Genomic DNA, 17804 nt, shown 5'->3' with positions numbered 1-17804 from the left:
CTGCAGAAGGATTTCCTTAATGCTCTGACATTTCCAGTACAGCAGTCATCAGATAGAATGGCAGTGAAAATACCATGAAATAAACATAGCGGAATTCGGTGGCAACGGGAGTGGCGATCATGACCGTGAGATAGAGGGCAAAGCTTGGCAGGTAATAGACAAGCTTTGCTTTTTCTTTTCTTACAAAGGCATTGCTGATAGAAAAGAGCATAGCCCAGAAGATGACACCCATACTCCAGAGGAGACTGTAGATGGGAACCATGCTGCCCATTTTGATAGCAATCTCCTTTCCTTTTACGACGAAGGGACCGCCGATCAGCGGTGTATGGGAGACACCAAACTGGGTGGCACTGACACCTTCCGCTTCTGCTACCAGATAGAAGGAATCGGGATACCAGTAGCCATAGGTCTGATTGACATAAGCCTGAATATAATCACCGGGATAAGCAGCGAAAAGACGCAGGTACAGGCTCAGAAATTCTGACTTATGGCTCGTCAGATAACTCTGGTCTCCGGCACGTACCAGCTCTTTGATATTGTCGGCATAGGTAGGATTGTAAAGCTCCTTGATATATGTCAGGTCTACCACATGCTCGATCAGGTCAAGCTCCTCCGGGGCGATCTCTCTGTCATTGCAGATCACGGCAGCAATCTGCTGGGCAGGTATGGAGCAGGATTCAATGAAATCCGGCTGGATCACATGGGCAGCATTCATAACGGGATATTTGATGACTGCTGAGGTCAATACGATAACTGCCAGACAGGGATAGAGCTTCAGTGCCTTTTTCCTGTAATAGATCAGAAGGAAGGGAAGGGCGAATAAAAAGCCATACCAGCCGTTGGAACGGAACAGGCAGAGCATCAGCCCGGAAAGCGTGAATGTGACAAGCTCCCTTATTGTGATCTGTCTGGAGATGCGGAGCAGGCAGCAGCTGAAGATAAGCACAGCTCCTGCAAAGGGGATATCCTTCCAGATTGTTACGGAAAAGACAGCATGATAGGGAACAAGGGCATAAAAGAGTGTGATGAGAAACAGGATCAGGGAACGTACCCTAAACTGCTTCAGTGTGCGGATCAGATAGGCTGCCGCAAAAGCGAGGAAGCACATCTGCGCAAAAGTATAAAAAGAGATAGCGATCACTTTGTTATTTGTAAAGAGAAGGCCAATCCGGTAGAAAAATTTTATGGTCAGGGTGTGCGCAAGTGGATGGTGATTGCTGTAAGGGACAAGTCCCAGGATCTGCTCATACTGATTGATGCTGTCTGGTGTCATGATACCTGGATACTGATAAAGAAAATAGGGAAGCCAGCAGAGCAGACAAAGGAAGAAGCTGCAAAGACCGGTTTTTCTGCGGTACAGCTCCTGAAGAAAATTGACTGCCCTGGTTAAACGTGGAAAACGGCAGGAAAAGAGTCTGCCGGTATGGTCGTTTTCAAACAGATAATAATGCAGCATTTTCCGGTTGCAGGAATACGAATAGAGGAACAGCAGCAGCTCGTAAAAAAGAATGGTAAAGCCGGCAAATACAGAAAGCAGGATGATACCCTGGTAGAGCCGGCTTGTAAGCTGCTCGATATAGTGGTGCCCATCCACCAGCATATACATCAGAGAAAACATCAGGGAAAGGATCAGTGCATTCCGTGCGGCAGGCAGAGATCTCATGAAGGGCATATCCTTGATCCGGTGGTGGATCCGCCTGTATAGGAAGAAAGAAAGTAAAAAGAAAACACTGGTCAGAATATTGCCGGGCTCCAGCCTGGCAGCCTTCATCAGCGCCCATGTGGTAAGGAAGCTTTCCAGTATATGAATAAGTAATCTTACATTTCTGCTGACCTTCATGAATAACTCCTGTTCTCTTGCGGAATTTTATGCTATACTAAATTGATTATCCTCTTTCCTATCATAGAAAAAAGAGGGTGAACTGTCAACCAACAAAAGGAAAACAATATGCCAACGATCAGCCTTTGTATGATTGTAAAAAATGAAGAGAAGCATCTGGCAAGGTGCCTTGATACTGTCCAGGATCTGATGGATGAGATCATTATTGTAGATACCGGCTCTGCAGACCGGACAAAGGAGATCGCAGCCAGGTATACGGACAGGATCTACGACTTTGCCTGGATCGATGATTTTTCGGCGGCCAGAAACTTTGCTTTTTCCATGGCAGGCTGTGATTATATCTATAGCGCAGATGCTGATGAGGTTCTGGATGAGGAAAACCATGAGAAATTCCGTCTGCTGAAGGAAAATCTGCTTCCTGAGATTGAGATCGTGCAGATGTATTACGGCAATCTGCTTTCCTTTGGAACAGTTTACAACTTTGACAGGGAACTGCGTCCCAAGCTTTTTAAAAGGCTTCGGACATTTCAGTATGAGGATCCGATCCATGAAATTGTGCGTACTATGCCGGTGATCTATGACAGCGATATTGAGATCACCCATAAGCCCCACGAAAGCCATGCAGAGAGAGATCTTGCCGCTTTCCGGAGACTGACAGAGAAGGGGACGATCAGTGACAGGCTTCTTTCCATGTATGCCAGGGAGCTGTATCTGTCGGGAACAGAAGAGGATCTTCTGCTTTCTGAGGATTATTTTACAGAAAGAGCAGACAGCGGGGAGCTGGAGCTTTATCATTTAAAGGAAGCAGTCTGTGTGATCGTAAGGGCGGCAAGGCTCCGGGGAGATTACCTGAAAATGTACCGGTATGCCATGAAGGATATTGCCAGCGAGGGTGTCAGTGAGGTATGCTGTGAACTGGGAAATTACTATGAACAGGCGGGACTTCTGACAGAGGCTGTTATCTGGTATTATAATGCCTGCCATGAGACGGGGGCGATCCTCAATATCCGTATGCAGAAGCAATTCCCACTGGAAAAGCTGGCAGAATGCTATGAAAGGCTTGGAAATCAGGAGCTTGCAGATCAATATAGAAAAGAAGCGCAGGAGGAAGAATAACATGGGCTTTGAACAGAATATCAGAAAGGTAGAACCTTATGTGGCAGGGGAACAGCCAAAGAATCCCGGTGTCATCAAACTCAATACCAATGAATGTCCATATCCCCCGTCTCCTCTGGTAAAAGAGGCAGAAGGAAAGATCGACTATGAAAAACTCCGGTTGTATCCGGATATGAATGCAGAAAAGCTGGTAGATGCCCTTGCAGAGTATTATCAGGTAAAGCCCTCGCAGGTGTTTGTGGGTGTGGGAAGTGACGATGTACTTTCCATGGCCTTCCTTACCTTTTTTAACGGCAGTCTTCCGGTGCTGTTCCCTGATATCACCTATTCCTTTTATGATGTCTGGGCAGATCTGTACAGGATCCCCTATAAGACATGCCCTCTGACAGAGGACTTCCATATCAGGAAGGAGGATTATCTGGTACCAAATGGTGGTATCATTTTCCCGAATCCCAACGCGCCGACAGGTGTCCTTGAGGAGGTTTCCATGATTGAGGAGATCATAAGAGCCAATCAGGATGTGGTCGTGATCATTGACGAAGCCTATATTGATTTTGGAGGGGAAAGCGTCCTCCCCCTGATCGATAAATATGAAAATCTTCTGGTTGTGCAGACCTTTTCCAAGTCAAGAGCCATGGCCGGTATGAGAATCGGCTATGCCATGGGAAATGAGAAGCTGATCAGATATCTGAAGGATGCAAAATTTTCCTTCAATTCCTATACGATGAACCTGCCGTCTATCGAAATGGGGACGGCAGCAGTAAAGGATGATGCGTATTTTAAAGAAACAACAGGCAAGATCATAGCAACCAGAGAGCGTGTGAAAAAGGAAATGAAGAAGCTAGGCTTTTTTTTTACAGATTCCATGAGCAATTTTCTGTTTGCCGGCCATGAAAATGTACCGGCGGGAGAGCTGTTCCGGGCACTGAAAGAAAATGACATATATGTCAGATACTGGAATAAGGACAGGATCAGCAACCGTCTGCGTATCACTATCGGTACAGATGAACAGATGGATCGTTTCCTGGAATTTTTAAGAAGCTATCTGAACAACTAAGGAGGAAGTAATCTATGTTTAAGAATTTTTTAAAGGGAATGGTAATGGGACTTGCCAATATCATCCCAGGTGTCAGTGGAGGAACCCTTGCGGTTTCCATGGGTATTTATGACAAGCTGATCCACTGCCTGACACATCTGTTCAGGGAATTCAAGGAAAGCATCCGCTTCGTACTGCCGATCATACTTGGTATGATCGTGGCACTGGCAGGACTGTCATTTGTGATCACTCCGGCATTTGAGCATTTCCCGCTGCAGACGAACGGACTGTTTATTGGACTCATCGTTGGCGGACTGCCGCTTATGTTCAGGAAGGTAAAGGGCAGCAGGATCAGGATCGGACACGGGATCGTGTTCCTGATCTTCTTTGCCATCGTGATCGGAATGGCCATGCTGGGTGATACAGAAGGCAAGGCGGCCGATCTAAGCTTTGGCCTTGTAAATGTACTGAAGCTGTTCGGCGTTGGCGTTATTGCATCTGCAACTATGGTGATCCCCGGGGTCAGCGGTTCCATGATGCTTCTGGTCATGGGCTATTATAATCCCATTGTGGCAACTATTAAGGAATTCGTAGAGGCACTGGTACATTTCAATATGCAGGAAATCCTGCGCTGCTGTGGCATCATGATCCCGATGGGGATCGGCGTTATTGTCGGTATTTTCGCCATTGCCAAGGTGATTGAGATTATTTTTGAGAAGTTTCCGGTCTATGCATACTATGCGATTATCGGACTGATCCTGGCATCACCCATTGCGATCCTGATGGCCTCAGAGCTTGGTGTGATCACTGTTCTTTCTGTGATCACAAGTCTTGTTACCTTCGCTGTCGGATTCGTGGTTGCCATGAAGCTTGGAGAATAAAACTGGAGAACAGAAATGGAAGAAATGGAAGCCTATACGGGGTTTGCAGAAGTATATGATACCTTTATGGATGATACACCCTATGAAGAGTGGGCGGATTTTCTGGCAGGGCTGATCGGGAAATATGGGATTTCAAGACCGGTGCAGTCAGCCGGAGAGGCAGGCTGCGCGGCAGGAACAGCAGAAAGCACCGGCACAGAGCAGGGATCCGGTGCAGATCCCTCCCTCAGGGAAGCCCTTGAGGAAGAGAAAAATCTGGTGCTGGATCTTGGCTGTGGCACAGGCACACTGACGGAGCTCCTTTCACAGAAGGGCTTTGACATGATCGGTGTAGACAGCTCGGAAGAAATGCTGCAGCTTGCCATGGACAAAAAGGAAAAAAACGGAAGCAGAATCCTGTATCTCTGTCAGGATATGAGGGATCTTGACCTGTACAGTACTGTGGGAACCGTGGTCAGTGTCTGCGACAGTATAAACTATCTGCTTGAGGATGAGGATGTGGCAGATACGTTTTCGTTGGTTGAGAATTATCTGTATCCGGGAGGGATCTTCATTTTTGATTTTAATACGCTTTATAAATATGAAACAGTGATCGGGGATACCACGATCGCTGAAAACCGGGATGACTGCAGCTTTATCTGGGAAAACTACTATCATGAGGAAGAGCACATCAATGAGTATGACCTGACGATCTTTGCAAGGGAGAAGAAAAACAGGGAATCCTTCCGCAGATTTCAGGAGACCCATTACCAGAGGGGATATACCCTGGAAGAAATGAAGAGCTTTGTGGAAAACAGCGGACTTTCCCTGATCCTTGTAATGGATGCGGAAACCCACAGGGAACCTACAGAAGACAGCGAACGGATCTATGTGGTGGCAGGAAAAGGGCGGAAAGCCGCGAAAGAATGTAATACAGGAGAAAACGGATGAGTGATTATATAATCAGGGCGACGGCCGCTGATGCAGGTATCAGAGCCTTTGCGGCAACAACGAAGGAGCTTGTGGAAAAAGCAAGACAGATCCACGATACCAGTCCGGTGATCACGGCAGCCCTCGGAAGGCTGCTGACAGGCGGGGTGATGATGGGAACGATGCTAAAGGGAGAAGATGACCTTTTGACTCTGCAGGTCAGCGGAGATGGACCGGTACGGGGCATGACGGTTACTGCGGGAAGCAACGGGACAGTCAAGGGATATGCAGTCGAGCCACAGGTGATGCTGCCAAAGAATGCTGCAGGAAAGCTGGACGTAGGCGGTGCAGTAGGAAGGGGAACACTGCGTGTGATCAAGGACATGGGACTGAAGGAGCCTTATGTGGGGCAGACTGCCCTGCAGACCGGTGAGATCGCTGATGACCTGACCTATTACTTCGCAGCCTCCGAACAGGTGCCTTCCAGTGTAGGACTGGGTGTTCTGATGGAGAAGAACAATACAGTGAAGCAGGCGGGTGGCTTTATCATCCAGCTGATGCCCTTTGCCGGAGAAGAAGTGATCGGAGCACTGGAAAAAAACCTGGCTGCTTTTTCTACAGTCACAACTGTACTGGATGAAGGAAAAACACCGGAAGAAATGCTGCAGCAGCTGCTTGCGGGATTGGATCCAGTGATCACAGAGAAGGTGCCGTGCCGGTATGAATGCAGCTGCAGCAGAGAACGTATGGAGCGTGCGATCATCAGTATTGGTAAGAAGGATATCGAAGAAATGATAAATGATGGGGAAGCCATTGAGGTAAACTGTCAGTTCTGTGGAAATTCCTATCACTTTTCTGTAGAAGAGCTCAAAGAAATGCTGAAGGCAGCAAGATAAGGGTGGTCATATGAAGCATGGATTTATCAAGGCGGCAGCCATTACACCGGATCTGAAGGTGGCAGACCCGGTTTATAACAGTCAGGTGATCTGTCAGAAGATAGAGGAGGCTGAGAAGGAAGGAGCAGTGCTCCTTGTTTTTCCGGAGCTTTGTATTTCCGGTTATACCTGTCATGACCTGTTCCTGCAGGAAACACTGCTTGTGGCATGCAAAGAACAGCTGCAGAAAATTGCCGGATTTACCAGAGGGAAGAACTGCATTGCTTTTGTGGGACTGCCGCTGGAAAAGGATGGGAAGCTGTATAATGTGGCAGCAGCTCTTCATGACGGTGAGGTGCTGGCACTGATCCCAAAAACATGGATCCCCTCTTATGGAGAGTTCTATGAAACAAGACATTTTCAAAGGGGGAATGAAACGCCTGTTTTTGTAGAACTGTTTGAAAAGCAGGTTCCGTTTGGAACGCATATTCTCCTGACTGCGGAAAATATCGGTGGGTTTACGATAGGATGTGAAATCTGTGAAGATATGTGGGTGCCTGCTTCGCCAGGTCAATCGGCGGCACTGGCTGGTGCGACTGTAATAGTCAATCTTTCGGCATCCAATGAAACCATTGGAAAAGAGGCTTATAGAAGACTGCTTGTGAGATCAGAGAGCGCAAGGTTCCTTGCCGGTTATATTTATGCCAGTGCAGGGGAGGGAGAATCGACACAGGATCTTGTCTTCGGGGGACATGACCTGATCACAGAAAATGGAACCGTGCTGGCAGAAAGCAGAAGGTTTCAGAATGAAATAATCTATGGAGATATTGATATCCACAGGCTTTCCATGGAACGCCGCCGGATGAATACCTTTGCTTTGGAGAAAAGCAGTGATTATCTGACCGTGGGCTTTTGGCTAAAAATAGAAGAAACAAGACTGACAAGAAGCTTTGCACGACAGCCCTTTGTTCCGTCAGACAGGAAGGAAAGGGAAGAACGCTGCAATGAGATCCTTATGATCCAGTCCATGGGACTGAAAAAGCGTTTTGCCCATACCGGCTGTCAGAAGGCAGTCATTGGTATTTCCGGTGGCCTGGACTCCACACTGGCATTGCTTGTGACCGTAAGGGCATTTGATATGCTGGGGCTTCCCAGGGGAAATATTTATGCAGTGACCATGCCGTGCTTTGGCACCACAGACAGAACCTATGATAATGCCTGTAAGCTGACAAAAACGCTTGGAGCCACACTGGAGGAGATCGATATCAAGGAAGCAGTCACGATCCATTTCAGGGATATCAGGCAGGATATGGAGAACCATAACGTTACTTATGAAAACGGACAGGCACGGGAGAGAACCCAGATCCTGATGGATATTGCCAACAGGGAGAATGCACTTGTGATCGGAACCGGAGATATGTCGGAGCTTGCGCTTGGATGGGCAACCTACAATGGAGATCACATGTCCATGTACGGTGTGAATGCCGGTGTGCCAAAGACACTGGTGAGACATCTGGTGGCTTATTATGCAGATACCTGTGAAAATGAAACCCTGTCGGCAGTTCTCCGGGACGTGCTGGATACACCGGTCAGCCCGGAACTCCTGCCTCCCGTTGAGGGAAAGATCTCCCAGAAGACGGAAGATCTGGTAGGACCCTATGAGCTTCATGATTTCTTCCTATATTATATGCTGAGGTGCGGCTTTGAACCGGAAAAGATCTACCGGATCGCCAGGAAGACCTTTACAGGTGTCTATGAGGACGAAGTGATCCTGAAGTGGTTAAAGACCTTTTACCGGAGATTTTTTGCGCAGCAGTTCAAGCGCTCCTGCCTGCCGGACGGTCCAAAGGTCGGAAGCGTGGCACTTTCACCAAGAGGAGATCTGCGGATGCCCTCTGATGCCAGTGCAGCCTGCTGGCTTGCCGAGGTGGAGAAGCTTCAGCAGACTTGCAAAATAAAAGAAAATGATATATTATGATATCAGTGATTGCAAAGAAGCAGTATCCTTATGTGGAGACTGCTTCTTTTCTTTATTTGAAAGACAGGGGGAAAGGGTATGAAAAATCCTGAAAACAGTGTTTACAGAAAGCTGCAGGTAAATAACAGAGTGCAGCTTTTCAAGAAGGTGCTGGAAAGAGAATGAAAATAACAGGTCAGGACAGGGAGCGGCTGTAAAGGGAATATGGCCGCTCTCTCTGATCTGTACAGATACCCTGTCACCTGCTGCCGGAGCCGGCAGGATCCTCAGAGGCAGACGGTGAAGGAGAGGCTTTCTGCAGGGAAGCTTTAATCGCATTTAAAAGCACGGTGGAGGTATATTTATTATCATCGGCATAGGTAATATTTTCCAGGGACTGGGTTTTCAGTATTTTCTCTGCCAGATCATCAAAGACAGGCTCGATCAGGGGGAACATGGTCGTAACGGCTTCGTCCAGATTGACGATCTGGATATCATTGATATTGTTCTCATCAACCGTGACCTCTACATCCACAACATTATCATTGATGATCAGTGAGGTAGTATAGACACCGGGAACATAGGCAGCGGTATTTGCTGAAGCGGATGTTTCCTTTGCTGCAGTCTTTGGCAGGAACATGACGATCATCAGGATCAGGAACAGGATGCCAAGGACAACAAAAATACCTGTATATATTAATTCTTTCAGATGCAGTACAACGATCTTTGTCTTGGAGCTCATGGATTTTCACCGGTTTTTCTCTTTTTACTATAGTATTAGTGCGGGAAAGGTTTTATTACAGAAACATCCCCTATTGACAAATAAAAAGTGCGGTTGGTATTATTTTTTTAGAATATTTTTACTTATTGAGAATCAGGAACGGTGGGAGGAATGAACCATGCATAAGCATTATACAAAGGAAGATATTATGGAGCTGGTACAGGATGAGGATGTGGAATTTATCAGGCTGCAGTTTACGGATATGTTCGGACAGATGAAGAATGTGGCGATCACAGTCAGCCAGCTCGGAAAGGCTCTGGATAACCGCTGCATGTTCGACGGTTCTTCCATTGAAGGCTTTGCCAGAATCGAGGAGGCTGACATGATCCTGTATCCGGATCTGGACACGCTTGCTATTTTCCCATGGAGACCACAGCAGGGCAAGGTAGCAAGACTGATCTGCGATGTGAAGAGACCGGGAGGGGAGCCCTTTGAGGGGGATCCCAGATATGTGCTGAAAAGGGCTGTCAGGGAGGCAGCAGAGCTTGGGTATACCTTTGAGGTCGGACCGGAATGTGAGTTTTTCCTTTTTCATACAGATGAAAACGGACTGCCAACGACCATTACCCATGAAAAGGCAGGCTATTTTGACTTGGGACCTCTGGATCTTGGCGAGAATGCAAGAAGAGATATGGTCCTGACGCTGGAGGATATGGGATTTATCGTAGAATCCTCCCATCATGAGATAGCACCGGCGCAGCATGAGATTGATTTCCAGTATGATGAAGCACTGGCGGCTGCGGATAATATCATGACCTTCAAGCTGGCCGTCAAAACGATCGCAAAGCGTCATGGTCTTCACGCTACCTTTATGCCAAAGCCTAAATTCGGTGTGAATGGCTCGGGTATGCATATCAATATGTCTCTTGCAAAGGACGGAAAGAACATTTTCTCAGATCCCTCTGATAAAAACGGACTCAGCAGGGAGGCCTACTGGTTTATCGGCGGTATCATGAAGCATATGAAAGGAATGACAGCGATCACCAATCCCCTTGTCAATTCCTACAAGAGACTTGTGCCAGGCTATGAAGCGCCTGTTTATATTGCGTGGAGCGCAACAAACAGAAGTCCGCTGATCAGGATCCCTTCTTCAAGAGGGGAGCATACAAGGATCGAGCTGCGCTGCCCGGATCCGTCAGCCAATCCCTATCTTGCGCTGGCAGTCTGCCTGCGCGCTGGACTTGATGGTATCGTGAACCATATTGATCCGCCGGAAAGTGTGGACTGCAATATCTTTGATCTGACAGAGGAAGAAAGAAAGAGCCGTGGCATTGAAGCAGTGCCGGCTTCCTTAAGAGAGGCTGTCAGTGAGCTGGAGAAGGATGAACTGATCAGGGAGGTCCTTGGAGTCCATATGGCAGATAAGTACATCAGGGCGAAAAAAGAGGAATGGGAAAAGTATACCGCACAGGTCACAGAATGGGAGATCAGCCAGTATTTAAACCAGTACTAGGAAAGCTGTGATCGAGAGGAGGTGTGCTTATGACCAGCGTGATCATTGCCCTTCCCAAGGCAGAGGTTGCACAGGGAATACGGAACCTGTTAGTCAGAAGCGGCATACCGGTAGCTGGCGTATGCACAACTGGAGCGCAGGCACTTGCACTTGCGGATGGGCTGAATTACGGAATCGTCATATGTGGTTATAAACTGGCAGATATGATTTATTCACAGCTGCATGAGGATCTGCCCTTTGGGTTTGAAATGCTGCTCATGGCTTCCCAGAATATCCTGGGAAGTGGTATTGTAGAAGAAGGGATTGTCTCGGTGATAATGCCGCTGAAGGGAAATGACCTGATCAGCACAGTTGATATGATGATCCAGGCAACAGAACGGCGGAAACGCAGACAGCGGCTGAAGCCGAAGGAACGGAACCCGGAGGAGACAGCACTGATCAGACAGGCAAAGGAGCTTCTAATGGATCGGAATCACCTGTCAGAGGAGGAGGCTCACAGATACATCCAGAAATGCAGCATGGACAGTGGCACGAATATGGTAGAAACTGCCCAGATGGTGCTGAGTATGATGCAGGTATAAGCATGATATATGGGTTTAAGGACAAAAATATATAAGAACAGAAGAAAGCAGAGAAACAGGAGAAAAGATAATGGGAGATTTCAGCAGTATTTACAGTGGAAGTAAAAAGCTTGGCTTTGGTCTGATGAGACTGCCGCTTTTAAATCCGGGTGATGCCGCAAGCATTGACCTTGAGCAGATGAAGCAGATGGTAGACACCTTTATAGAAAGAGGCTTTACCTATTTTGATACAGCGTGGATGTACTGCGCCTTCAAAAGTGAAGAGGCTGTCAGGGAAGCACTGGTAAAACGTCATGACAGAAGCACTTATACACTGGCAACCAAGCTGCATGCGGGATATCTTAAGACAAAGGAGGACCGGGACAGGATCTTTCAGGAGCAGCTCCGTAAGACAGGTGCAGATTACTTTGACTACTATCTGCTCCATGATGTGGGAGCCCACCATTATGAGATCTATAAGGAGCTGGACTGCTTTACCTGGATCGCAGAGAAAAAGAAACAGGGTCTGATCCGCCATATGGGATTTTCCTTCCATGACAATGCAGAGTTTCTTGATAAGGTACTGACAGAGCATCCGGAAATGGAATTCGTACAGCTTCAGATCAATTATATTGACTGGGACAGCGAAGGCGTGCAGTCCCGGAAATGCTATGAAGTAGCCAGAAAGCATGGCAAGCCGGTCATCGTTATGGAGCCGGTGAAGGGAGGGACACTTGCCAGGGTACCGGAAGAAGTAGAAAAGGAAATGAAGACTGTGCATCCGGACATGAGTATACCCTCCTGGGCGATCCGTTTCGCGGCAGGACTTGACAATGTCATGCTGGTGCTCAGCGGCATGAGCAGCATGGAACAGCTGCTCGACAATATCAGCTACATGGAGGACTTTAAGCCTCTGGACGATGAAGAACAACAGGTCATCAGAAGGGCAGTGGACATCATTAACAGGGATATTGCCATTCCCTGTACAGGGTGCTCCTACTGTACAGATGGCTGTCCGAAGCATATTCCGATCCCGAAATATTTTTCACTTTATAATGCAGAGATGCAGAAAACAAGGGACAAGGACTGGATTTCCCATAGAGGGTACTACAGAAACCTGACAAAGACCTTCGGGAAGGCCAGTGACTGTGTGTCCTGCAGGCAGTGTGAGCGGATCTGTCCCCAGCATCTGCCCATTGCAGAGGATCTGAAAATGGTTGCAGCAATGTTTGAAGGCTGATTTTACATAGACTTTACATAGAATTGACCTCCACTTGACTCAAACGGAGAAAAGCTCTGATATACTAAACTGGATGATACATGGATTTTACATTCTGAGAGACATGATCTAGTTTGGAGGAGAGAGATGAGTAACACGGTACAGATTTTGTTTGGGTTGTTTGGAGGTCTTGCTGTTTTTATCTATGGCATGAACATGATGAGTGAATGCCTGCAGAAGGCGGCGGGAGAAAAAATGAAGGCCGTTCTGGCACTGCTTACGAAAAATCCGGTGCTTGGTGTACTGGCAGGTGCACTGACAACAGCAGTACTGCAGAGCAGCAGCGCTACGACAGTCATGGCGATCGGCTTTGTCAGCGCAGGCCTGATGACGCTGCCACAGGCGATCTCTATTATTTTTGGTGCGAATATCGGAACGACGATGACAGCACAGATCATAGCATTTAAGATCAGTGATTATATTTTTCTGATCATCTTTGTGGGATTTCTGATTTCCTTTCTTTCCAGATCCGAGAGAATAAAAAATATCGGCCTTACCATTTTTGCCTTTGGACTGCTTTTCCTTGGCATAGATACTATGGGAAGTGTGATGCAGCCGCTGGCAAACAGCCCGGTGTTTACAGAGCTTTTTGACAAGGTATCGGATATACCGGTGCTCGGTGTGCTGACCGGTACGGTCATGACACTGGTAGTACAGAGCAGCAGTGCGACGATTGCCGTTCTCCAGAACTTTGCCATTCAGCCGGGAGCTGACGGAGTGAGCAGTGTGATCGGTCTGACAGGGGCGATCCCGATCCTGCTTGGTGATAATATCGGAACTACGATCACGGCAGTGCTTGCCAGCATCGGACAGCCAAGGAATGCCAAGAGGACAGCGGCCGCGCACTGTATCTTCAATGTCAGCGGATGCCTTCTGTTTATCTGGTTTATCCGACCCTTTGCTGCCTTTATCCAGATGATCTCACCAAAGGGACCTGAGGTAGAGGTTATTTCCAGACAGATCGCCAATGCACATACCACCTTTAATATTGTGATGACTCTGATCTGGACACCACTTTTGTTCGTTATGGTGAAGCTTGTCATGAGACTGATACCGGACAAAAAGGAGGGAGAAGGAGATCCGGCGGAGCCGGTTTATCTGGATGACAGACTGATGGCGCAGCCGGCAGCCGCACTGCAGCTTGCAGCCAAGGAGATCCTCCATCTGGCTTTCCTTGTGGGGGAACAGCTTCATCTGACAACCGGCATGGTAAGAAGGAAGGAAGAAGGACAGCCGGCAGCCGGGATAGAGCAGCGTGAAAGGCTGAAGGGCTTAGGTGGTAAGATCACAGAGTATCTGTCCGGTCTGTTTTCTGCGGGTGTCCTGACAGAAGAGCAGGCGGCACAGACAGCGGGTGTTATGTATCTGCTTGGGGATGTGGAACGGATGGGAGAGCTGTGCGTGGATGTGACACTGGCGATCGAGGACAGAGATCGGAGGAAGACGAAATATTCCAAGGAAGCCATGAAGGATCTGGAAAAAAGCCTTAAGGTAATAGAAGACATGTATGGAGTGGCATTGCAGGTATTGACTACGGGAGACGAAGAGAGTGCCAGGAAGATCCGAAAGAAAAAGGAAAAGGTGCTTGATCTTGATATTGAGATGAGGAAGGGACATATGGACAGGGTCAGTAAGGGAAAATGTGCCACAGAGATGACAGGCCCCTTAAATGATATCCTCCATGCCATTGACAGAATGGGCAACTGCTGTGTGAATATCGCAGATGCAGCCCTTGACAAGGTGGATCTGAATTATTTCAATGCCACAGGCAGTCCGGAAGAGCTTACAGCTAAAGAATAGCATTTTTTGCAAACCCTCCAGCAGAAAACATTATTTTCCTTCATATTGGGTATGGTATATAATAAAATTTACAATACAGGAACAGGAGGGTTTCTCTATGCTTAAATTTACGAAAATGCATGGCTGTGGAAATGACTATATTTATATCGATGGTGCCAGGGAAAGGATCCCGGCAGAGCAGAAGCCGGAGCTCGTAAGACGTCTGAGCGACAGACATTTTGGTATTGGCGGGGATGGCGTGATCTTCATCAACCCTTCTGATCAGGCAGATTTTGAAATGGAAATGTACAATATGGACGGAACCCGTGCAGAAATGTGCGGAAACGGGATCCGCTGTGTGGCCAAATATGTATATGATAAGGGACTGACGGATCAGACGCAGATCAGTGTGATCAGTGCGGGAAGGATCAAGTATCTCGATCTTCATGTGGAGAATGGCAGGGTGTCGACTGTAAAGGTCAACATGGGGGAACCAATCCTGAAGGCCTGTGAAATCCCTGTGCTTGCTGAAGATGAAAAGGGAGAGGTGATCGCAGAGCCCATAGAGATAGAGGGGAAAGCCTACCGGATGACCTGCGTATCCATGGGAAATCCCCATGCAGTTGTTTTCGTGGAGGATGTGCAGGATTTTCCGCTGGAGCAGGTTGGACCTGGGCTTGAGAAGCATCCGAGATTTCCAAAGAGGGTCAATGCCGAATTTGTAAAGATACTGGATGAGGAAACGATAGAGATGAGAGTATGGGAAAGAGGAACCGGGGAGACGCTGGCCTGCGGAACCGGAGCCTGCGCGGCTGCGGTTGCCTGCAGCTTAAATGGTTTGACGAAAGACACGGTTACTGTTAAACTATTAGGTGGTACTTTACAGATTCAGTGGGATAAAGCAGAGAACCGTGTTTACATGACAGGACCTGCCACGACTGTATTTGAAGGTGAAATAGAAATCTAAAGATCCAGGAGGAGACAGAATACATGTTTAAAGTAAATGAAAACTACCTGAAGCTTCCGGGCAGCTATCTTTTCTCAACAGTAGGAAAGAAGCAGAGAGCCTATCAGGAAGCACATCCGGATAAAAAGGTGATCAGGCTCAGCATTGGTGATGTGACCCAGCCCCTTGTACCGGCGATCATCGAGGCACTGCACAAGGCAGTAGATGAGATGGGACATGCAGAAACCTTCAGAGGCTATGCACCTGACCTTGGTTATGAATTCCTGAGAAATGCGATCGCAGACAATGATTACAAGGCAAGAGGCTGCCAGATCTCTGCGGATGAGATCTTCGTGTCAGATGGTGCCAAGTGTGATTCAGGTAATATTCAGGAAATCTTTGGCCTTGATAACAGGATTGCCGTATGTGATCCGGTTTATCCTGTGTATGTGGATACCAATGTCATGGCGGGGAGGACCGGAACCTATGATCCGGTCAGGGAAACCTGGAGTGATGTTATTTATATGCCCTGTACAGCAGACAATAATTTCGCACCGGAGCTGCCAAAGGAAACACCGGATATCATTTATCTCTGCTTCCCCAATAATCCGACAGGCTCCACGATCACGAAGGCTCAGCTTCAGGAATGGGTTGATTATGCGAATAGGACTGGTGCAGTTATCATTTATGATGCTGCCTATGAAGCCTATATTTCAGAGGCCGATGTGCCGCATTCCATTTATGAATGTGAAGGTGCAAGAACCTGTGCCATTGAGCTTCGTTCCTTTTCCAAGAATGCAGGCTTTACCGGCGTAAGGCTAGGCTTTACTGTGATCCCGAAGGAATTAAAGAGCGGAGATGTATCCCTTCATTCCCTCTGGGCAAGAAGACATGGCACCAAGTATAACGGTGCTCCCTACATTGTGCAGCGTGCCGGCGAGGCAGTATACTCACCGGAGGGAAAGGCACAGCTGAAGGAGCAGGTTGCTTATTATATGAAAAATGCAGCCTATATCCTGAATGGACTTAAGGAAGCAGGCTACACGGTGTCCGGTGGTGTAAATGCCCCTTATATCTGGCTGAAGGCACCAAACGGCATGACAAGCTGGGAGTTCTTTGATCATATGCTGGAGAATGCCAATGTAGTCGGAACACCCGGTTCAGGCTTTGGACCGAGCGGAGAGACCTACTTCAGACTGACTGCGTTTGGAAGCTATGAGAATACGGTAGAAGCAGTAAACCGGATCAAGGCACTGTAAGAAGCCTGGAATTTAAGAAAACAGTTTGAATATACTGCCCTGATATGTAAGTACCTGCCGGATTTTTCGGTCAAAGGAAGCATATCAGGGCATTTTTTAGATTAAAAAAGCAGCCTGCCGTGTGACAAGCTGCTCTCCTTACCTGAGTGCGTCAGTTCTTAGAGGAAACCTGGGGACCAACGTACTCTGCACTGCCGAATCCAAGAATCAGAATGAAAATGGTGTTCAGGAATAATAAACCGAAACCAAATCCTGTGCCCTGACCGAAAGCCTTAGCTAACTTGAAGAGCATCATGATTCCAACAACAACGTTCACGCAGGGAACAAACATCAGCAGGAATAACCATCCATTTCCCCATGCGATATCATACAAACAGTATGTGTTGTAAAAGGGAATCAGGCACTTCCAGCCTGCCTTGCCAGCCTTTACAAAAAGCTTCCACATAGCAACTAAAGTAAGAACAGAAATTGCCAGAGATAAGATGACGTAAACTGCAGAAACTCCAGAAGCGGCTGCTGCATAAGCTGCATCATAACTTTCCATTAGAATATCCTCCTTCATAAGTTTTATAAAAAATTTATATGTCCTCGATTATCTTATAATACATTAAATGGCTTGTCAATTTATAAATGGTATTAGTTGGCACTTTTTTTACTTTTTTCGACAGAGATTTTCCATGATGATTTTCCTGTGATAAAGGTGAATGCAAGGGGAAATACAGTGTAAAACGAAAAGATGCAACATTTTATAATGAAATGTTGCATCTTTGCTTTGTGATTATTATTTCGGATGGTTTGCAGGAAACTTTAGAGATGAAATGAAAAATTCTTGAAAAATTTTTGAAAATTATTTAGTCCTCTATTGCCAAAGTAAATTCCGGCAGCCAGATTCTGACCGGAGTGCCTTTCACAGAAGCTGCTTTCGCACCGCATCTGCAGTAGAAAATCTGTACTTTCCTTTAAAAATATCCTTCAGTCTGGCTGAGATAATGACACATTTCATTATAAAACGTTGCATGACTGACAAATTGTTACAGAAAGCAGGGAGGCTTGGCTGGAGGCTCCGGATCCATGGAGTAGCAAAGCAGGATACCAGCAGACAGGGAGGTTAAGGATGTTAAGACTGACAGTAA

15 protein-coding genes are annotated in these 17804 nt (G+C 47.2%); 12 read left to right on the top strand and 3 right to left on the bottom strand.

Features of this window, described 5'->3' with window-relative positions; all coding sequences use genetic code 11:
* Positions 1-16: 16 nt before the first annotated feature.
* A complete protein-coding gene (locus WJQ40_RS10220) occupies positions 17-1840 on the bottom strand; it encodes a DUF6020 family protein (RefSeq protein ID WP_337539872.1) in 1824 nt (607 codons plus the stop codon).
* Between the two features lie 108 nt (positions 1841-1948).
* On the opposite strand from WJQ40_RS10220, the gene WJQ40_RS10215 reads away from it, so the two are divergent.
* Genes WJQ40_RS10215 through WJQ40_RS10190 form a run of 6 tightly spaced genes read left to right on the top strand, consistent with a single transcriptional unit; the run spans position 1949 to position 8635 of the window.
* The gene (locus tag WJQ40_RS10215) at positions 1949-2956 is read left to right on the top strand and encodes a glycosyltransferase family 2 protein (RefSeq protein ID WP_337539869.1); all 1008 of its coding nucleotides are present in this window, start codon (positions 1949-1951) and stop codon (positions 2954-2956) included.
* A gap of 1 nt (position 2957) precedes the next feature.
* The gene (hisC, locus tag WJQ40_RS10210) at positions 2958-4013 is read left to right on the top strand and encodes a histidinol-phosphate transaminase (RefSeq protein WP_118799230.1); all 1056 of its coding nucleotides are present in this window, start codon (positions 2958-2960) and stop codon (positions 4011-4013) included.
* A gap of 14 nt (positions 4014-4027) precedes the next feature.
* Entirely contained in the window at positions 4028-4873 is an 846-nt protein-coding gene (locus WJQ40_RS10205; RefSeq protein ID WP_262575753.1) for a DUF368 domain-containing protein, read from the top strand.
* A gap of 24 nt (positions 4874-4897) precedes the next feature.
* Positions 4898-5803, top strand: a complete 906-nt coding sequence (locus WJQ40_RS10200; RefSeq protein WP_337539947.1) for a methyltransferase domain-containing protein — start codon at positions 4898-4900, stop codon at positions 5801-5803.
* Positions 5800-6678 (top strand): Hsp33 family molecular chaperone HslO, encoded by an 879-nt coding sequence (hslO, locus tag WJQ40_RS10195; RefSeq protein WP_337539864.1) that lies wholly within the window; start codon positions 5800-5802, stop codon positions 6676-6678. The genes WJQ40_RS10200 and hslO overlap by 4 nt, the downstream gene beginning before the upstream one ends.
* A 10-nt stretch (positions 6679-6688) precedes the next feature.
* The gene (locus WJQ40_RS10190; protein WP_337403826.1) at positions 6689-8635 is read left to right on the top strand and encodes an NAD(+) synthase; all 1947 of its coding nucleotides are present in this window, start codon (positions 6689-6691) and stop codon (positions 8633-8635) included.
* Between the two features lie 238 nt (positions 8636-8873).
* On the opposite strand, the gene WJQ40_RS10185 is transcribed toward WJQ40_RS10190, so the two are convergent.
* Positions 8874-9356, bottom strand: coding sequence for a hypothetical protein (locus WJQ40_RS10185; RefSeq protein ID WP_118799235.1), 483 nt, complete (start codon positions 9354-9356; stop codon positions 8874-8876).
* Positions 9357-9513: 157 nt separating this feature from the next.
* Here WJQ40_RS10185 and glnA point away from each other — a divergent pair, with 157 nt between their 5' ends.
* The 6 genes from glnA to WJQ40_RS10155 all read left to right on the top strand — a co-directional run bounded on the left by glnA (position 9514) and on the right by WJQ40_RS10155 (position 16671).
* The gene (gene glnA, locus WJQ40_RS10180; RefSeq protein ID WP_118799236.1) at positions 9514-10848 is read left to right on the top strand and encodes a type I glutamate--ammonia ligase; all 1335 of its coding nucleotides are present in this window, start codon (positions 9514-9516) and stop codon (positions 10846-10848) included.
* 29 nt (positions 10849-10877) lie between these two features.
* Positions 10878-11429, top strand: a complete 552-nt coding sequence (locus WJQ40_RS10175) for an ANTAR domain-containing protein (RefSeq protein ID WP_118799237.1) — start codon at positions 10878-10880, stop codon at positions 11427-11429.
* A 70-nt stretch (positions 11430-11499) separates the two neighbouring features.
* Positions 11500-12648, top strand: a complete 1149-nt coding sequence (locus tag WJQ40_RS10170) for an aldo/keto reductase (RefSeq protein WP_337539857.1) — start codon at positions 11500-11502, stop codon at positions 12646-12648.
* A 126-nt stretch (positions 12649-12774) separates the two neighbouring features.
* Complete coding sequence (locus tag WJQ40_RS10165; protein ID WP_337539843.1) at positions 12775-14487, top strand: Na/Pi cotransporter family protein; 1713 nt, start codon at positions 12775-12777, stop codon at positions 14485-14487.
* Between the two features lie 97 nt (positions 14488-14584).
* Entirely contained in the window at positions 14585-15433 is an 849-nt protein-coding gene (dapF, locus tag WJQ40_RS10160) for a diaminopimelate epimerase (protein ID WP_262575742.1), read from the top strand.
* Positions 15434-15456: 23 nt separating this feature from the next.
* Positions 15457-16671: an LL-diaminopimelate aminotransferase gene (locus WJQ40_RS10155; RefSeq protein ID WP_337403812.1), complete on the top strand. Its 1215-nt coding sequence runs from the start codon at positions 15457-15459 to the stop codon at positions 16669-16671.
* Positions 16672-16822: 151 nt separating this feature from the next.
* Here the strand turns inward: WJQ40_RS10155 and WJQ40_RS10150 are convergent, their stop codons facing one another.
* Positions 16823-17215, bottom strand: coding sequence for a DUF5684 domain-containing protein (locus WJQ40_RS10150; protein WP_337539840.1), 393 nt, complete (start codon positions 17213-17215; stop codon positions 16823-16825).
* Positions 17216-17804 lie beyond the last annotated feature (589 nt).

Origin of the sequence: Suilimivivens sp., from assembly GCF_037359455.1 — a bacterium.
GTDB lineage: Bacteria > Bacillota > Clostridia > Lachnospirales > Lachnospiraceae > Suilimivivens > Suilimivivens aceti.
Note: the sequence above shows the minus strand (reverse complement) of the source record. Positions and strands in the feature narration are given on the sequence as shown.

Coding starts and splice junctions, on each gene's coding strand:
- WJQ40_RS10220 (WP_337539872.1), bottom strand. CDS start 1,840: ATGAAGGTCAGCAGAAATGTAAGATTACTTATTCATATACTGGAAAGC.
- WJQ40_RS10215 (WP_337539869.1), top strand. CDS start 1,949: ATGCCAACGATCAGCCTTTGTATGATTGTAAAAAATGAAGAGAAGCAT.
- hisC (WP_118799230.1), top strand. CDS start 2,958: ATGGGCTTTGAACAGAATATCAGAAAGGTAGAACCTTATGTGGCAGGG.
- WJQ40_RS10205 (WP_262575753.1), top strand. CDS start 4,028: ATGTTTAAGAATTTTTTAAAGGGAATGGTAATGGGACTTGCCAATATC.
- WJQ40_RS10200 (WP_337539947.1), top strand. CDS start 4,898: ATGGAAGCCTATACGGGGTTTGCAGAAGTATATGATACCTTTATGGAT.
- hslO (WP_337539864.1), top strand. CDS start 5,800: ATGAGTGATTATATAATCAGGGCGACGGCCGCTGATGCAGGTATCAGA.
- WJQ40_RS10190 (WP_337403826.1), top strand. CDS start 6,689: ATGAAGCATGGATTTATCAAGGCGGCAGCCATTACACCGGATCTGAAG.
- WJQ40_RS10185 (WP_118799235.1), bottom strand. CDS start 9,356: ATGAGCTCCAAGACAAAGATCGTTGTACTGCATCTGAAAGAATTAATA.
- glnA (WP_118799236.1), top strand. CDS start 9,514: ATGCATAAGCATTATACAAAGGAAGATATTATGGAGCTGGTACAGGAT.
- WJQ40_RS10175 (WP_118799237.1), top strand. CDS start 10,878: ATGACCAGCGTGATCATTGCCCTTCCCAAGGCAGAGGTTGCACAGGGA.
- WJQ40_RS10170 (WP_337539857.1), top strand. CDS start 11,500: ATGGGAGATTTCAGCAGTATTTACAGTGGAAGTAAAAAGCTTGGCTTT.
- WJQ40_RS10165 (WP_337539843.1), top strand. CDS start 12,775: ATGAGTAACACGGTACAGATTTTGTTTGGGTTGTTTGGAGGTCTTGCT.
- dapF (WP_262575742.1), top strand. CDS start 14,585: ATGCTTAAATTTACGAAAATGCATGGCTGTGGAAATGACTATATTTAT.
- WJQ40_RS10155 (WP_337403812.1), top strand. CDS start 15,457: ATGTTTAAAGTAAATGAAAACTACCTGAAGCTTCCGGGCAGCTATCTT.
- WJQ40_RS10150 (WP_337539840.1), bottom strand. CDS start 17,215: ATGGAAAGTTATGATGCAGCTTATGCAGCAGCCGCTTCTGGAGTTTCT.